Below are 12665 nucleotides of genomic sequence, written 5' to 3'. Positions count from 1 at the left end.
TAAGATATGGCACGTTCATTAAAAAAAGGACCTTTCGTTCATTATAAATTAGACAAGAAAGTTCAAGAAAACGTAGAAAGTGGTAAAAATGCAGTTGTTAAGACTTGGTCTAGAGCTTCAATGATTACTCCAGATTTCGTTGGACAAACTATCGCAGTTCATAACGGTCGTCAATTTGTACCAGTTTACGTAACAGAAAACATGGTAGGTCACAAATTAGGAGAGTTTTCACCAACTAGATCTTTTAGAGGTCATGCTGGAGCAAAAAATAAAGGTAAAAAATAAGAAGCAATGGGAGTTCGTAAAAGAGAAACAGCAGATGCGAGAAAAGAGGCTAATAAGTCTATCGCTTTCGCAAAATTGAATAACTGCCCTACTTCACCTAGAAAAATGCGCTTAGTAGCGGACTTGGTAAGAGGTCAGAAGGTAGAAAGAGCACTTAACATTTTAAGATTCAGTTCTAAAGAAGCTTCAAGAAAATTAGAAAAACTATTATTATCTGCAATCAATAACTGGGAGCAAAAAAATAGTGAAGGTAATTTAGAAGAAGCTGGATTATTTGTTAAAGAGATCAGAGTAGATGGTGGAATGATGTTAAAAAGACTTCGTCCAGCTCCACAAGGTCGTGCACACAGAATCAGAAAACGTTCTAATCACGTAACAATCGTGCTTGGAGCTATCAATAACACACAAAGCAATTCTTAAGCAGCATGGGACAAAAGACAAATCCAATTGGAAATAGACTTGGTATCATCAGAGGATGGGACTCAAACTGGTATGGTGGAAATGATTACGGTGATAAATTAGCCGAAGATCACAAAATCAGAAAGTATATCCATGCTCGTTTATCAAAAGCTAGTGTATCAAAAGTAATCATCGAGAGAACTTTAAAACTTGTAACCGTTACTATCACTACTGCTAGACCTGGTATTATTATCGGAAAAGGTGGACAAGAGGTAGACAAGTTAAAAGAAGAACTTAAGAAAGTTACTGATAAAGAGGTTCAAATCAACATCTTTGAAATCAAAAGACCTGAGTTAGATGCTTATCTTGTGGCGACAAGTATCGCTCGTCAAATCGAAAGCCGTATTTCTTACAGACGTGCAATCAAAATGGCTATTGCTGCTTCTATGCGTATGAACGCTGAAGGTATCAAAGTTTTGATTTCTGGTCGTTTGAATGGTGCTGAGATGGCGCGTTCGGAAGGTTTCAAAGAAGGTAGAATTCCTCTATCAACTTTCAGAGCTGACATTGATTATGCTCTTGCTGAAGCTCATACTACTTACGGTAGAATGGGAATTAAAGTATGGATCATGAAAGGTGAAGTTTACGGTAAGAGAGAACTTTCTCCACTTGCTGGAATGGATAAAAAACAATCTGGTACAGGTGGTGGAAAAGGTGGAGATGCTCCTAGAGGCAAATCTAACTTTAACAAAGGTGGAAAACCAGACGCTCGTAAAAGAAAGTAAATTTTTAAACTAAAGAAAAATGTTACAGCCTAAAAGAACAAAATACCGTAAGGTACAAAAAGGTAGAATGAAAGGTAACTCTCAAAGAGGGCATGAGCTTTCAAATGGAATGTTTGGTATTAAATCTGTACATGAAGATGGAATGTTCTTAACTTCTCGTCAAATCGAAGCTGCACGTATCGCTGCAACTCGTTATATGAAAAGAGAGGGACAATTATGGATTAAAATTTTCCCAGACAAACCTATTACTAAGAAACCTCTTGAAGTACGTATGGGTAAAGGTAAAGGAGCAGTTGAGTATTGGGCTGCTGTTGTTAAACCAGGAAGAATTATGTTTGAAGTTGGAGGAGTTCCTTTGTCAGTTGCAAAAGAGGCGTTACGTCTTGCAGCTCAAAAGCTTCCAGTAAAAACTAAGTTCGTCGTTGCTAGAGATTTCGAAGCATAATTTATATTTATTATGAAACAATCAGAAATAAAAGATCTTTCTGCAGCGGAGTTGCAAGAAAAGCTTAGTCAAACTAAGAAAGTATATGCTGACCTAAAAATGGCTCATGCTATCTCTCCAATTGCTAACCCACTTCAAATTAGAAGCGTTAGAAGAACAGTTGCAAGATTAGCTACAGAGTTAACTAAAAGAGAGTTACAATAATTGTATTCTGCTGAAAGATGGAAGAAAAAAGAAATTTAAGAAAAGAAAGAATAGGTGTTGTTACTTCAAATAAGATGGATAAATCTATCGTTATTTCTGAAGTAAGAAAAGTAAAACACCCATTATACGGTAAGTTCGTGTTGAAAACAAAAAAATATGTTGCACACGACGAAAAAAACGACTGTAACATTGGTGATACTGTAAGAATTAGCGAAACGCGTCCTTTAAGTAAAACAAAATGTTGGAGATTAGTTGAAATCTTAGAAAGAGCTAAATAATTATGGTACAACAAGAATCAAGACTAAAAGTAGCAGATAACACGGGAGCTAAAGAAGTTTTAACTATTCGTGTTTTAGGAGGTACTAAAAGAAGATATGCCTCTGTTGGTGACAAAATTGTAGTTTCTATCAAAGATGCAACTCCAAACGGAAACGTGAAGAAAGGAGCTGTTTCAACTGCAGTTGTTGTACGTACTAAAAAAGAAGTGAGAAGAGCCGATGGTTCTTATATCCGTTTCGATGACAATGCATGTGTTCTTTTGAATGCTGCAGGGGAAATGAGAGGAACTCGTGTTTTTGGTCCGGTAGCAAGAGAACTTCGTGAAAAACAATTCATGAAAATTGTATCATTAGCACCAGAAGTGCTTTAATTCGTTTTAAGATGATAAAGCTAAAAATAAAATCAGGAGATATCGTAAGAGTTATTGCTGGAGACCATAAAGGTGCTGAAGGTAAAGTTTTACGTGTTTACCGTGAAAAAAACAAAGCGATAGTTGAAGGTGTGAACTTGGTTTCAAAACACACTAAACCAAGTGCTAAAAACCCTCAAGGTGGTATCGTTAAGAAAGAGGCTTCTATTCAAATTTCTAACATTGCTTTAATTGATCCTAAAACTAAGGAAACAACTAGAGTAGGTATTAGAGTAGAAGGAGATAAGAAAGTAAGATTTTCAAAAAAATCTAATCAAGTACTATAGTAATGGCATATACACCTAGACTAAAAGAAGAATATAAGAGTAGAGTAATCTCTGCTCTTAAAGAAGAGTTCGGATATACAAACGTAATGCAAGTTCCTAAACTTGAAAAAATCGTTTTGAGCCGTGGAGTTGGTGCAGCTGTATCTGATAAAAAACTTATTGACTATGCGGTTGATGAGTTAACAAAGATCACTGGACAAAAAGCAGTTTCTACAATCTCTAAGAAAGACGTTGCGTCTTTCAAATTGAGAAAAGGAATGCCTATTGGAGCAAAAGTTACTTTACGCGGAGAAAGAATGTATGAGTTTTTAGATAGACTTATTACTTCAGCTTTGCCACGTGTTAGAGATTTCAGCGGTATTAAAGCTACTGGTTTCGACGGAAGAGGTAACTACAATCTTGGAGTTTTAGAGCAAATCATTTTCCCAGAAATTGATATTGATAAAGTAAACAAAATTTCAGGAATGGATATTACTTTTGTTACTACTGCAAAAACTGATAAGGAAGCAAAGTCATTATTGGCTGAATTAGGATTACCTTTTAAAAAGAATTAAGACATGGCTAAAGAATCAATGAAAGCCCGCGAGGTGAAAAGAGAGAAAACGGTAGCTAAGTATGCTGAGAAGAGAAAAGCTTTATTAGAAGCTGGAGACTACGAAGGATTACAAAGATTACCTAAAAATGCTTCACCAGTTCGTTTACACAACCGTTGTAAATTAACAGGTAGACCTAGAGGTTATATCCGTCAATTCGGTATTTCACGTGTAACTTTCCGTGAAATGGCTAACAATGGGTTAATTCCAGGAGTTAAAAAGGCTTCTTGGTAATCTCGCAATAAGTTATTACTTTTGCAAACCAAAAAATAATTTTTAATTGATTAAAGGTTCGGGAAACGAGTGTTTCCCGAAAACCATAATCGCAATCAAATACATATGTATACAGATCCTATTGCAGATTATTTGACTAGAGTTCGTAACGCTGTGGCTGCAAACCACAAAGTTGTTGAAATTCCAGCTTCTAATCTAAAAAAAGAGATAACTAAGATCTTATTTGATCAAGGTTACATCTTAAGTTACAAATTTGAGCAGAACACAGTACAAGGTTCTATCAAAATTGCTTTGAAGTATGATAAAGATACTAAAGAGCCTGTAATCAAAGATATCCAAAGAATTAGTAAACCTGGTTTACGTAAGTACGCAGGTGCTGCCAAATTACCAAGAATCCTTAACGGATTAGGAATTGCTATTGTTTCTACATCAAAAGGTTTAATGACTGGAAAACAAGCTAAGCAATTAAATGTAGGTGGTGAAGTAATTTGTTACGTATACTAATTTTAAACACTAGATAAGATGTCAAGAATAGGTAAAAGCCCAATTGTAATCCCTGCTGGTGTAACTGTTGAAGTTAAAGACGGTATTATTACAGTAAAAGGAAAAAAAGGTCAACTAGTTCAGGAGTTTTCGGACGTAGCTGTAAAAGTTGAAGGCGATCAAGTTTTAGTTGAAAGATCGTCTGATCATAAAGACCATAGAGCAAAACACGGATTATTTAGATCTTTGATCAATAATATGATCGTTGGTGTTTCTGAAGGTTTCACAAAAGAACTAGAATTAGTTGGAGTTGGTTATAGAGCTTCAAACCAAGGTCAAAAATTAGATTTAGCTCTTGGATATTCTCACAATATTGTTTTAGAAATTGCTCCTGAAGTAAGTTTAGAAACAATATCTGAAAAAGGTAAGAACCCTATCGTAAAATTAACATCATTTGATAAACAACTTTTAGGTCAAGTTGCTGCGAAAATCAGAGGATTCCGTAAGCCAGAGCCATACAAAGGAAAAGGTGTTAAATTTGTGGGTGAAGTATTAAGAAGAAAAGCAGGTAAATCAGCTTAAAATATAAGATTATGTCATTAACAAAATCTGAAAGAAGACAGAGAATTAAATTCAGAATTAGAAAATCGGTTAGTGGTTCTGCTGCAAGACCAAGACTTTCTGTATTTAGAAGTAATAAAGAAATTTACGCTCAAATCATTGATGATGTAAATGGAGTTACTATCTTAGCTGCATCTTCTAGAGAAAAAGAAATAGGAAAAGGTACTAACGTTGAAGTAGCTGCTGCTGTTGGAAAACTAGTTGCGGAGAAAGCGTTAAAAGCTGGGATTGATACTATCACTTTCGATAGAGGTGGGTATTTGTATCACGGTCGTATTAAATCATTAGCAGAAGGCGCAAGAGCCGCTGGACTTAAATTCTAATATATTATGTCTAAATACAAAAATGTAGAATTGGTAAAACCTAGTGGTCTTGAATTAAAAGATCGTCTAGTTAGTGTTAATCGTGTTACTAAAGTTACAAAAGGAGGTAGAGCTTTTGGTTTTTCTGCTATTGTAGTTGTAGGTGATGAAAATGGAGTAGTTGGTCACGGATTAGGAAAATCTAAAGACGTTTCTGAAGCAATTGCGAAAGCAGTAGAAGATGCTAAGAAAAACTTAGTTAGAATTCCTTTGAATGGACAATCTGTTCCTCACGAACAAAAAGGTAAATTTGGTGGTGCACGTGTATTCTTAATTCCAGCATCTCATGGTACTGGGGTTATTGCTGGTGGAGCTGTTCGTTCGGTTCTTGAGTCAGTAGGTATTCACGATGTATTGTCTAAATCTCAAGGATCGTCAAATCCACATAACGTAGTAAAAGCAACTTTTGATGCTTTATTGCAAATGAGAAGCGCTCATACTGTTGCAAAACAAAGAGGTGTTTCTTTAGAGAAAGTTTTTAAAGGTTAATTAGGAAATTATGGCTAAATTATTAGTAAAACAAGTAAGAAGCAAAATCAACTGCCCTCTTTCTCAAAAGAGAGGTTTGGAAGCTTTAGGTCTACGTAAAATTGGACAAGTTGTGGAGCATGAGTCAAATCCTGCTATCCTTGGGATGATAAACAAAGTTAAACACTTAGTTTCTGTTGAAGAAGCTAAATAACAAATACTGTTATGAATTTAAGTAACTTACAACCTGCTGAGGGATCTACACACAATCAAAATAAAAGATTAGGTAGAGGAGAAGGTTCTGGAAAAGGTGGTACCGCTGCACGTGGACACAAAGGAGCAAAATCTCGTTCTGGTTATTCTAAAAAGATTGGTTTTGAAGGAGGGCAGATGCCACTTCAAAGACGTGTACCTAAGTTTGGTTTCAAAAACATCAATCGTAAAGAATACGAAGGTGTTAATTTAGATACTCTTCAATTATTAGTTGATAACGGTGCAATTACTGATTCTGTTTCTATGACAGAATTCGTAGCAAATCGTCTAGCTACTAAAAATGAAATCGTTAAGATTTTAGGTAGAGGAGAATTGAAAGCAAAATTAAAAGTAACTGCCCACAAATTTACTGCTACTGCAAAAGCTGCTATTGAAGCTGCTGGTGGAGAAGCTGTAACTATATAACTTATCTATTAAGATGAAGAAATTTATTGAATCAATAAGTAATGTTTGGAAAATCGAAGAACTAAAGAATAGAATCTTAATTACTTTAGGATTACTTTTAGTATATCGTTTTGGAGCACACGTTACGCTTCCTGGAATTGACGCAACGCAATTGACTGGTTTAGCGGGACAAACTAAAAATGGTCTAGGATCTATTCTAGACATGTTCACCGGGGGTGCTTTCTCTAAGGCTTCAGTATTTGCCTTAGGTATCATGCCTTATATTTCTGCGTCTATTGTTGTTCAGTTAATGGGAATTGCGATTCCATATTTACAAAAACTTCAAAATGATGGGGAAAGTGGTAGAAAAAAGATTAATCAAATCACTCGTTGGTTGACAATCGCTATCACATTGGTTCAAGGTCCAACTTATATCTATAATTTATACAGAACATTGCCTAGTAATGCATTTTTGCTAGGCTTTAATTCACCTGAATTTTTGTTCTCGTCAGTTATCATTTTAGTTACAGGTACAATTTTTGCTATGTGGCTTGGTGAGAAAATTACAGATAAAGGTATTGGAAATGGTATTTCATTGTTAATTATGGTTGGTATTTTAGCACGTTTACCGCAAGCTTTTATTCAAGAGTTTACAACACGTGTAACCAATAACAATGGAGGTCCAATGTTATTAGTTATTGAAATTATTGTGTGGCTATTAGTTATCATTTCTTGTGTATTGCTTACAATGGCAGTACGTAAAATTCCAGTGCAATACGCTCGTCGTACAACAACTGGAGATTACGAACAAGATTTGGCAGGAGGTAATAGACAATGGATTCCTCTAAAGCTTAATGCTTCTGGAGTAATGCCAATTATTTTTGCGCAAGCAATTATGTTTATCCCTGCAGCAGTGGCTGGATTGTCTAAATCAGATACATCACAATCTATTGTTGGTGCATTTAGTAATATGTTTGGTTTCTGGTATAATTTTGTTTTTGCAACTTTAATTATTGTATTTACATTCTTTTATACTGCAATCACCGTTCCTACTAACAAAATGGCTGATGATTTAAAAAGAAGCGGTGGTTTTATTCCAGGTGTACGTCCAGGAGCAGAAACTTCTGATTTCCTTGATAAAGTGATGTCTTTAATAACTTTCCCAGGATCTTTATTCCTTGCTTTGATTGCTGTGTTCCCAGCTATTGTTGTAAGTATTATGGATGTACAACAATCTTGGGCAATGTTTTTTGGAGGTACCTCATTAATAATTATGGTTGGTGTTGCAATAGATACTATTCAACAGATTAATTCATACTTGTTAAATAAACATTATGATGGTTTAATGAAGACTGGTAAAAATAGAAAAGCGGTAGCTTAATATATTTATGGCAAAACAATCAGCAATAGAACAAGACGGATCAATCATTGAAGCATTGTCAAATGCGATGTTCCGTGTAGAGTTAGAAAATGGACATATTGTAATTGCTCATATTTCTGGAAAAATGCGAATGCATTACATCAAATTATTACCTGGTGATAAAGTGAAACTAGAAATGAGTCCTTATGATTTGTCAAAAGCAAGAATTACTTATCGATATTAAAGGATATTCACTATGAAAGTTAGAGCATCAGTAAAAAAGAGAAGTGCCGAGTGCATTATCGTGCGTAGAAAAGGGAGACTGTACGTAATAAACAAAAAGAATCCTAGATTTAAACAAAGACAAGGATAATTATGGCAAGAATAGCAGGGGTAGATATCCCAAAAAACAAAAGAGGTGTTATCGCACTTACCTATATTTTCGGATTAGGAAAAAGTAGAGCTATTGAGATTTTAGAAAAAGCTCAAGTTAGCCAAGATAAAAAAGTTCAAGATTGGAATGATGATGAGATCGGAGCAATTCGTGAAGCTGTATCATTTTACAAAATTGAAGGAGAATTACGTTCTGAAATTTCTTTAAACATTAAACGTTTAATGGATATTGGATGTTACAGAGGTATTCGTCATAGATCTGGTCTTCCATTAAGAGGACAAAGAACTAAAAACAACTCAAGAACAAGAAAAGGTAAAAGAAAAACTGTTGCTAACAAGAAAAAAGCAACTAAATAATAAGTAATATGGCTAAAGCAACTGCAAAAAAACGTAAAGTTATCGTTGAATCAACGGGTGAGGCTCATATTTCTGCCACTTTTAATAACATTATTATTTCTTTGACTAATAAGAAAGGTGAAGTTATCTCTTGGTCTTCAGCTGGTAAAATGGGTTTCAGAGGTTCTAAAAAGAACACTCCTTATGCAGCTCAAATGGCAGCGGAAGATTGCGCTAAAGTAGCACTTGAGGCAGGACTTAAAAAAGTGAAAGTTTATGTAAAAGGACCAGGTAACGGACGTGAGTCTGCTATCCGTTCTATTCATAACGGTGGAATTGAAGTTACTGAAATTATTGATGTTACTCCAATGCCACACAACGGATGTCGTCCTCCAAAAAGACGTAGAGTTTAATTTTTTATTTTTATAGTATAACCAAGGTAGAACATAGATTATCGAAGGATTAGACCTGAATTCATAATTTCTACCTTAAATTTTTTTTAAAATGGCAAGATATACTGGTCCTAAAACCAAAATCGCTCGTAAATTTGGCGAGGCAATCTTCGGAGATGATAAATCTTTCGAAAAAAGAAATTACCCACCTGGACAACACGGGATGGCTAAAAAAAGAGGAAAAAAATCTGAGTACGCTGTTCAATTAATGGAAAAGCAAAAAGCTAAATATTCTTACGGAATTTTAGAAAAACAATTCAGAAATTTATTCGAAAAAGCATCAGCAACTAAAGGTGTTACTGGTGAAGTTTTATTGCAATTATGCGAAGCAAGATTAGATAATGTTGTTTTTAGAATGGGAATTGCTCCATCTAGAAGAGGTGCGCGTCAAATCGTTTCTCACAGACACATTACTGTAAATGGAGAGGTTGTTAATATTCCTTCTTACCACCTTAAGCCTGGTGATAAAGTTGCAGTTCGTGAAAAATCTAAATCTTTAGAAGCTATCGAACGTTCTTTATCAAATTCAAGTCATGTTTATGAATGGATTACTTGGAACAATGATCTTAAAGAAGGAACTTTCGTTTCTGTTCCTGCAAGACTTCAAATTCCAGAAAACATTAAAGAACAATTAATCGTAGAGTTGTACAACAAATAATAATTGACTTAGTCGAAATTTATGGCAATATTTAATTTTCAAAAGCCCGATAAAGTTATCATGATCGATTCAACCGATTTTGAAGGTAAATTTGAGTTTAGACCTTTAGAACCTGGTTACGGATTGACAGTTGGTAATGCACTTAGAAGAGTTTTGCTTTCAGCGTTAGAAGGTTATGCAATTACATCTGTTCGTATCGAAGGTGTAGATCATGAGTTTTCTACTATTTCAGGTGTTGTAGAGGATGTTACCGAAATTATCCTTAATCTAAAACAAGTACGTTTCAAACGTCAGATCGAAGATATAGATAATGAATCAGTTACTATTTCTGTTTCTGGTAAAGATCAACTAACAGCAGGTGATTTTCAAAAATTTATCTCAGGTTTTCAAGTTTTGAATCCAGACCTTGTTATCTGTAATTTAGATTCTAAAATCAAATTGAACTTCGATTTAACAATCGAAAAAGGTAGAGGATACGTTCCTGCTGAAGAGAACAAAAAACAGAATGCTGCAATTGGAACAATTTTTACAGATTCTATTTTTACTCCGGTAAAAAATGTAAAATATGCAATCGAAAATTTCCGTGTAGAGCAAAAAACAGATTACGAGAAATTAGTTTTTGAAATCAAAACTGATGGATCTATTAATCCTAAAGATGCTCTTACTGAAGCTGCTAAAGTTTTAATTCACCATTTCATGTTGTTTTCTGACGAAAGAATTACACTTGAGGCTGACGAAATTGCACAAACAGAATCGTATGATGAAGAGTCATTGCATATGAGACAATTGCTTAAAACTAAGCTTGTTGATATGGATTTATCTGTGAGAGCATTAAATTGCTTGAAAGCGGCTGAAGTTGATACACTTGGTGATTTAGTATCGTTCAATAAAAATGACCTAATGAAATTCCGTAATTTCGGTAAAAAATCTTTAACTGAACTTGATGAACTTGTTGCAGTGAAGAATTTAACTTTCGGAATGGATTTAGCTAAATACAAATTAGATAAAGAATAATTTACTTCATATTTTGCTCTCCATAGTGGATTGTAGCAAGATGAAGATAAAAAAAACACGTCATGAGACACGGAAAAAAATTCAACCACTTAAGCAGACAGACTGGACATAGAAAAGCTATGTTGGCTAATATGGCTTGTTCTCTTATTGAGCACAAACGTATTAATACTACTGTTGCTAAAGCTAAAGCGCTAAAACAATTTGTTGAGCCTTTAATTACAAAATCAAAAGAGGATACGACTCACAATCGTCGTATTGTTTTTGCTTACTTACGTAACAAATACGCTGTAACTGATTTGTTCAGAGATGTCGCTGCTAAAGTAGGTGACCGTCCGGGAGGATACACTCGTATCATTAAAGTTGGAAATCGTTTGGGAGATAACGCTGATATGGCGATGATCGAACTTGTTGACTTCAATGAACTTTACAACGGAGGTAAAAAAGAAGTTAAAAAAGCTAAAAGCCGTCGTGGTGGTAAAGCTAAGAAAGCTGAAACTGCTGCTCCAGAAGCTCCTGCTGCTGAAACAGAAACGACTACTGAAGCTTCTGAATAATTATGAAAGTAATCATTCTATAAAAATCAAGGATAAACTAATTTTTAGTTTATCCTTTTTTTTTGATTTTTTTGAAACCACAGAAATGTAACTTATTTAAAATGATAGGTTTTATTTTTAAGAGTGAAAGTTTTAAAAAATCTTGGAAGGGCTATTTTAAAGAAGTAAATTTGCAAAATATCTAATTACACTTAAAACCTTTATATTGGTTTTATAACTTGATTAAAAAAACAATTCAAATTAAATAATGAAATACACAACACGACAAAGCGCCATTTTATTACTTAGTGATGGAACAATCTTTCACGGAAAATCTATCGGAATTAGCGGTAAAACTTTCGGTGAAGTTTGTTTTAATACTGGAATGACAGGGTATCAGGAAATTTTTACTGATCCTTCTTATTTCGGTCAAATTATGGTTGCTACAAATACACATATCGGAAACTATGGCGTTAATGATTCTGAAGTTGAATCTGATAGTATTAAAATTGCCGGTTTAGTTTGTAAAAACTTTAGTTTTAATTATTCTAGAGAGAATGCTTCTGGAAGCTTGGAAGATTATTTTGCTAAACAAAATTTAATCTGTATTTCTGATGTTGATACTCGTGCACTTGTAAGTTACATTCGTGACAATGGAGCGATGAATGCAGTAATTTGCACAGATGGAACTCCGGTTGAAGATTTAAAGAAAGAATTGGCGAATGTTCCAAATATGGAAGGTTTAGAATTGGCTTCTAAGGTTTCTACTAAAGAACCATATTTCTTCGGAGATGAAAATGCTACTTACAAAATCTCAGCTTTAGATCTTGGAATTAAAAAGAATATTTTAAGAAACCTTGCTAAAAGAGATTGCTATATTAAAGTATATCCATTTGATTCAACTTACAAAGATATGTGTGAATTTAATCCAGATGGATATTTCTTGTCAAATGGGCCAGGGGACCCAGATCCATTGTTTGGAGCGATTCAAGTAGCAAAGGAGATATTAGCAGATAACAAGCCTTTGTTCGGAATCTGTTTAGGACATCAGGTAATCGGTTTGGCAAATGGTGTTGAAACTTATAAGATGTTTAATGGACACCGTGGAATTAATCACCCAGTTAAAAATATCATTACAGGTAAAGGAGAAATAACTTCTCAAAATCACGGATTTGCTGTTAAGAGAGAACAATTAGAGAATCATCCAGAGCTTGAAATAACCCATGTTCACTTAAATGATGGAACTGTTGCGGGAATGAGAATGAAGAATAAAAATTGTTTTTCAGTTCAATATCATCCAGAGGCTAGTCCAGGACCACACGATTCGTCATATTTGTTTGACCAATTCGTAGAGAATATTAAAAGCAGTAAGGTCTAAAACGATGTAGTTAATAAATAAAGGTGTTTA

The 12665-nt window shown here is 34.5% G+C and carries 25 protein-coding genes; all 25 read left to right on the top strand.

All coding sequences use genetic code 11. The features are described 5' to 3' along the window. Positions 1-6: 6 nt before the first annotated feature. The 25 genes from rpsS (at position 7) to carA (ending at position 12635) form a co-directional block, all read left to right on the top strand. Positions 7-285, top strand: a complete 279-nt coding sequence (rpsS, locus tag B3J44_RS12265; protein WP_008464288.1) for a 30S ribosomal protein S19 — start codon at positions 7-9, stop codon at positions 283-285. A 6-nt stretch (positions 286-291) separates the two neighbouring features. Next, entirely contained in the window at positions 292-705 is a 414-nt protein-coding gene (rplV, locus tag B3J44_RS12260; protein ID WP_007803631.1) for a 50S ribosomal protein L22, read from the top strand. A gap of 5 nt (positions 706-710) precedes the next feature. After that, a complete protein-coding gene (rpsC, locus tag B3J44_RS12255) occupies positions 711-1469 on the top strand; it encodes a 30S ribosomal protein S3 (protein ID WP_008464292.1) in 759 nt (252 codons plus the stop codon). A 19-nt stretch (positions 1470-1488) separates the two neighbouring features. Beyond that, on the top strand, positions 1489-1914 hold the full coding sequence (rplP, locus tag B3J44_RS12250; protein WP_008464295.1) for a 50S ribosomal protein L16: 426 nt from the start codon (positions 1489-1491) through the stop codon (positions 1912-1914). Positions 1915-1926: 12 nt separating this feature from the next. Further along, complete coding sequence (gene rpmC, locus B3J44_RS12245; RefSeq protein WP_008464297.1) at positions 1927-2118, top strand: 50S ribosomal protein L29; 192 nt, start codon at positions 1927-1929, stop codon at positions 2116-2118. 17 nt (positions 2119-2135) lie between these two features. Beyond that, positions 2136-2396, top strand: a complete 261-nt coding sequence (gene rpsQ, locus B3J44_RS12240; RefSeq protein ID WP_008464298.1) for a 30S ribosomal protein S17 — start codon at positions 2136-2138, stop codon at positions 2394-2396. Between the two features lie 2 nt (positions 2397-2398). Then, on the top strand, positions 2399-2767 hold the full coding sequence (gene rplN, locus B3J44_RS12235; RefSeq protein WP_007803649.1) for a 50S ribosomal protein L14: 369 nt from the start codon (positions 2399-2401) through the stop codon (positions 2765-2767). A gap of 11 nt (positions 2768-2778) precedes the next feature. Further along, complete coding sequence (gene rplX / locus B3J44_RS12230; RefSeq protein WP_008464300.1) at positions 2779-3093, top strand: 50S ribosomal protein L24; 315 nt, start codon at positions 2779-2781, stop codon at positions 3091-3093. Between the two features lie 2 nt (positions 3094-3095). Beyond that, positions 3096-3647 carry a 50S ribosomal protein L5 gene (rplE, locus tag B3J44_RS12225; RefSeq protein ID WP_017495015.1) on the top strand — a complete coding sequence of 184 codons (552 nt, stop codon included), beginning with the start codon at positions 3096-3098 and terminating at the stop codon, positions 3645-3647. A gap of 3 nt (positions 3648-3650) precedes the next feature. Continuing rightward, positions 3651-3920 (top strand): 30S ribosomal protein S14, encoded by a 270-nt coding sequence (gene rpsN, locus B3J44_RS12220; RefSeq protein ID WP_008464305.1) that lies wholly within the window; start codon positions 3651-3653, stop codon positions 3918-3920. A 105-nt stretch (positions 3921-4025) separates the two neighbouring features. Further along, positions 4026-4424 carry a 30S ribosomal protein S8 gene (rpsH, locus tag B3J44_RS12215; protein WP_008464306.1) on the top strand — a complete coding sequence of 133 codons (399 nt, stop codon included), beginning with the start codon at positions 4026-4028 and terminating at the stop codon, positions 4422-4424. Positions 4425-4442: 18 nt separating this feature from the next. After that, a complete protein-coding gene (gene rplF, locus B3J44_RS12210) occupies positions 4443-4985 on the top strand; it encodes a 50S ribosomal protein L6 (protein WP_198857780.1) in 543 nt (180 codons plus the stop codon). Positions 4986-4996: 11 nt separating this feature from the next. Continuing rightward, positions 4997-5347, top strand: coding sequence for a 50S ribosomal protein L18 (gene rplR, locus B3J44_RS12205; protein WP_035650451.1), 351 nt, complete (start codon positions 4997-4999; stop codon positions 5345-5347). 3 nt (positions 5348-5350) lie between these two features. Further along, a complete protein-coding gene (gene rpsE / locus B3J44_RS12200; protein WP_085949269.1) occupies positions 5351-5875 on the top strand; it encodes a 30S ribosomal protein S5 in 525 nt (174 codons plus the stop codon). 10 nt (positions 5876-5885) lie between these two features. After that, entirely contained in the window at positions 5886-6068 is a 183-nt protein-coding gene (gene rpmD / locus B3J44_RS12195) for a 50S ribosomal protein L30 (RefSeq protein ID WP_008464315.1), read from the top strand. Between the two features lie 11 nt (positions 6069-6079). After that, positions 6080-6532, top strand: a complete 453-nt coding sequence (rplO, locus tag B3J44_RS12190; RefSeq protein WP_095931496.1) for a 50S ribosomal protein L15 — start codon at positions 6080-6082, stop codon at positions 6530-6532. Positions 6533-6545: 13 nt separating this feature from the next. Beyond that, positions 6546-7892: a preprotein translocase subunit SecY gene (secY, locus tag B3J44_RS12185; RefSeq protein ID WP_008464318.1), complete on the top strand. Its 1347-nt coding sequence runs from the start codon at positions 6546-6548 to the stop codon at positions 7890-7892. 7 nt (positions 7893-7899) lie between these two features. Next, complete coding sequence (infA, locus tag B3J44_RS12180) at positions 7900-8115, top strand: translation initiation factor IF-1 (RefSeq protein WP_007136545.1); 216 nt, start codon at positions 7900-7902, stop codon at positions 8113-8115. Positions 8116-8127: 12 nt separating this feature from the next. Further along, the gene (gene ykgO, locus B3J44_RS12175; protein ID WP_002987490.1) at positions 8128-8244 is read left to right on the top strand and encodes a type B 50S ribosomal protein L36; all 117 of its coding nucleotides are present in this window, start codon (positions 8128-8130) and stop codon (positions 8242-8244) included. Between the two features lie 2 nt (positions 8245-8246). Next, a complete protein-coding gene (gene rpsM / locus B3J44_RS12170) occupies positions 8247-8621 on the top strand; it encodes a 30S ribosomal protein S13 (RefSeq protein WP_008464322.1) in 375 nt (124 codons plus the stop codon). An 8-nt stretch (positions 8622-8629) separates the two neighbouring features. Then, positions 8630-9013: a 30S ribosomal protein S11 gene (rpsK, locus tag B3J44_RS12165; RefSeq protein ID WP_026727866.1), complete on the top strand. Its 384-nt coding sequence runs from the start codon at positions 8630-8632 to the stop codon at positions 9011-9013. A gap of 91 nt (positions 9014-9104) precedes the next feature. Next, positions 9105-9710: a 30S ribosomal protein S4 gene (gene rpsD / locus B3J44_RS12160; RefSeq protein ID WP_008464326.1), complete on the top strand. Its 606-nt coding sequence runs from the start codon at positions 9105-9107 to the stop codon at positions 9708-9710. 21 nt (positions 9711-9731) lie between these two features. Continuing rightward, positions 9732-10724 carry a DNA-directed RNA polymerase subunit alpha gene (locus B3J44_RS12155; protein ID WP_008464329.1) on the top strand — a complete coding sequence of 331 codons (993 nt, stop codon included), beginning with the start codon at positions 9732-9734 and terminating at the stop codon, positions 10722-10724. A gap of 62 nt (positions 10725-10786) precedes the next feature. Then, on the top strand, positions 10787-11278 hold the full coding sequence (rplQ, locus tag B3J44_RS12150; RefSeq protein ID WP_198857779.1) for a 50S ribosomal protein L17: 492 nt from the start codon (positions 10787-10789) through the stop codon (positions 11276-11278). Positions 11279-11525: 247 nt separating this feature from the next. After that, positions 11526-12635 (top strand): glutamine-hydrolyzing carbamoyl-phosphate synthase small subunit, encoded by a 1110-nt coding sequence (gene carA, locus B3J44_RS12145; protein WP_286968675.1) that lies wholly within the window; start codon positions 11526-11528, stop codon positions 12633-12635. Positions 12636-12665 lie beyond the last annotated feature (30 nt).

Origin of the sequence: Flavobacterium sp. UBA4854 (genome assembly GCF_002399805.1) — a bacterium.
In the GTDB taxonomy this organism is placed as follows: domain Bacteria; phylum Bacteroidota; class Bacteroidia; order Flavobacteriales; family Flavobacteriaceae; genus Flavobacterium; species Flavobacterium ginsengisoli.
The sequence above is the reverse complement of the archived record's forward strand: the minus strand, read 5'-3'. Positions and strand labels throughout refer to the sequence as shown.

Excerpts from the sequence above, each read along its gene's own strand:
- rpsS (WP_008464288.1), top strand. The coding sequence starts at position 7 with ATGGCACGTTCATTAAAAAAAGGACCTTTCGTTCATTATAAATTAGAC.
- rplV (WP_007803631.1), top strand. The coding sequence starts at position 292 with ATGGGAGTTCGTAAAAGAGAAACAGCAGATGCGAGAAAAGAGGCTAAT.
- rpsC (WP_008464292.1), top strand. The coding sequence starts at position 711 with ATGGGACAAAAGACAAATCCAATTGGAAATAGACTTGGTATCATCAGA.
- rplP (WP_008464295.1), top strand. The coding sequence starts at position 1,489 with ATGTTACAGCCTAAAAGAACAAAATACCGTAAGGTACAAAAAGGTAGA.
- rpmC (WP_008464297.1), top strand. The coding sequence starts at position 1,927 with ATGAAACAATCAGAAATAAAAGATCTTTCTGCAGCGGAGTTGCAAGAA.
- rpsQ (WP_008464298.1), top strand. The coding sequence starts at position 2,136 with ATGGAAGAAAAAAGAAATTTAAGAAAAGAAAGAATAGGTGTTGTTACT.
- rplN (WP_007803649.1), top strand. The coding sequence starts at position 2,399 with ATGGTACAACAAGAATCAAGACTAAAAGTAGCAGATAACACGGGAGCT.
- rplX (WP_008464300.1), top strand. The coding sequence starts at position 2,779 with ATGATAAAGCTAAAAATAAAATCAGGAGATATCGTAAGAGTTATTGCT.
- rplE (WP_017495015.1), top strand. The coding sequence starts at position 3,096 with ATGGCATATACACCTAGACTAAAAGAAGAATATAAGAGTAGAGTAATC.
- rpsN (WP_008464305.1), top strand. The coding sequence starts at position 3,651 with ATGGCTAAAGAATCAATGAAAGCCCGCGAGGTGAAAAGAGAGAAAACG.
- rpsH (WP_008464306.1), top strand. The coding sequence starts at position 4,026 with ATGTATACAGATCCTATTGCAGATTATTTGACTAGAGTTCGTAACGCT.
- rplF (WP_198857780.1), top strand. The coding sequence starts at position 4,443 with ATGTCAAGAATAGGTAAAAGCCCAATTGTAATCCCTGCTGGTGTAACT.
- rplR (WP_035650451.1), top strand. The coding sequence starts at position 4,997 with ATGTCATTAACAAAATCTGAAAGAAGACAGAGAATTAAATTCAGAATT.
- rpmD (WP_008464315.1), top strand. The coding sequence starts at position 5,886 with ATGGCTAAATTATTAGTAAAACAAGTAAGAAGCAAAATCAACTGCCCT.
- rplO (WP_095931496.1), top strand. The coding sequence starts at position 6,080 with ATGAATTTAAGTAACTTACAACCTGCTGAGGGATCTACACACAATCAA.
- secY (WP_008464318.1), top strand. The coding sequence starts at position 6,546 with ATGAAGAAATTTATTGAATCAATAAGTAATGTTTGGAAAATCGAAGAA.
- infA (WP_007136545.1), top strand. The coding sequence starts at position 7,900 with ATGGCAAAACAATCAGCAATAGAACAAGACGGATCAATCATTGAAGCA.
- ykgO (WP_002987490.1), top strand. The coding sequence starts at position 8,128 with ATGAAAGTTAGAGCATCAGTAAAAAAGAGAAGTGCCGAGTGCATTATC.
- rpsM (WP_008464322.1), top strand. The coding sequence starts at position 8,247 with ATGGCAAGAATAGCAGGGGTAGATATCCCAAAAAACAAAAGAGGTGTT.
- rpsK (WP_026727866.1), top strand. The coding sequence starts at position 8,630 with ATGGCTAAAGCAACTGCAAAAAAACGTAAAGTTATCGTTGAATCAACG.
- rpsD (WP_008464326.1), top strand. The coding sequence starts at position 9,105 with ATGGCAAGATATACTGGTCCTAAAACCAAAATCGCTCGTAAATTTGGC.
- B3J44_RS12155 (WP_008464329.1), top strand. The coding sequence starts at position 9,732 with ATGGCAATATTTAATTTTCAAAAGCCCGATAAAGTTATCATGATCGAT.
- rplQ (WP_198857779.1), top strand. The coding sequence starts at position 10,787 with ATGAGACACGGAAAAAAATTCAACCACTTAAGCAGACAGACTGGACAT.
- carA (WP_286968675.1), top strand. The coding sequence starts at position 11,526 with ATGAAATACACAACACGACAAAGCGCCATTTTATTACTTAGTGATGGA.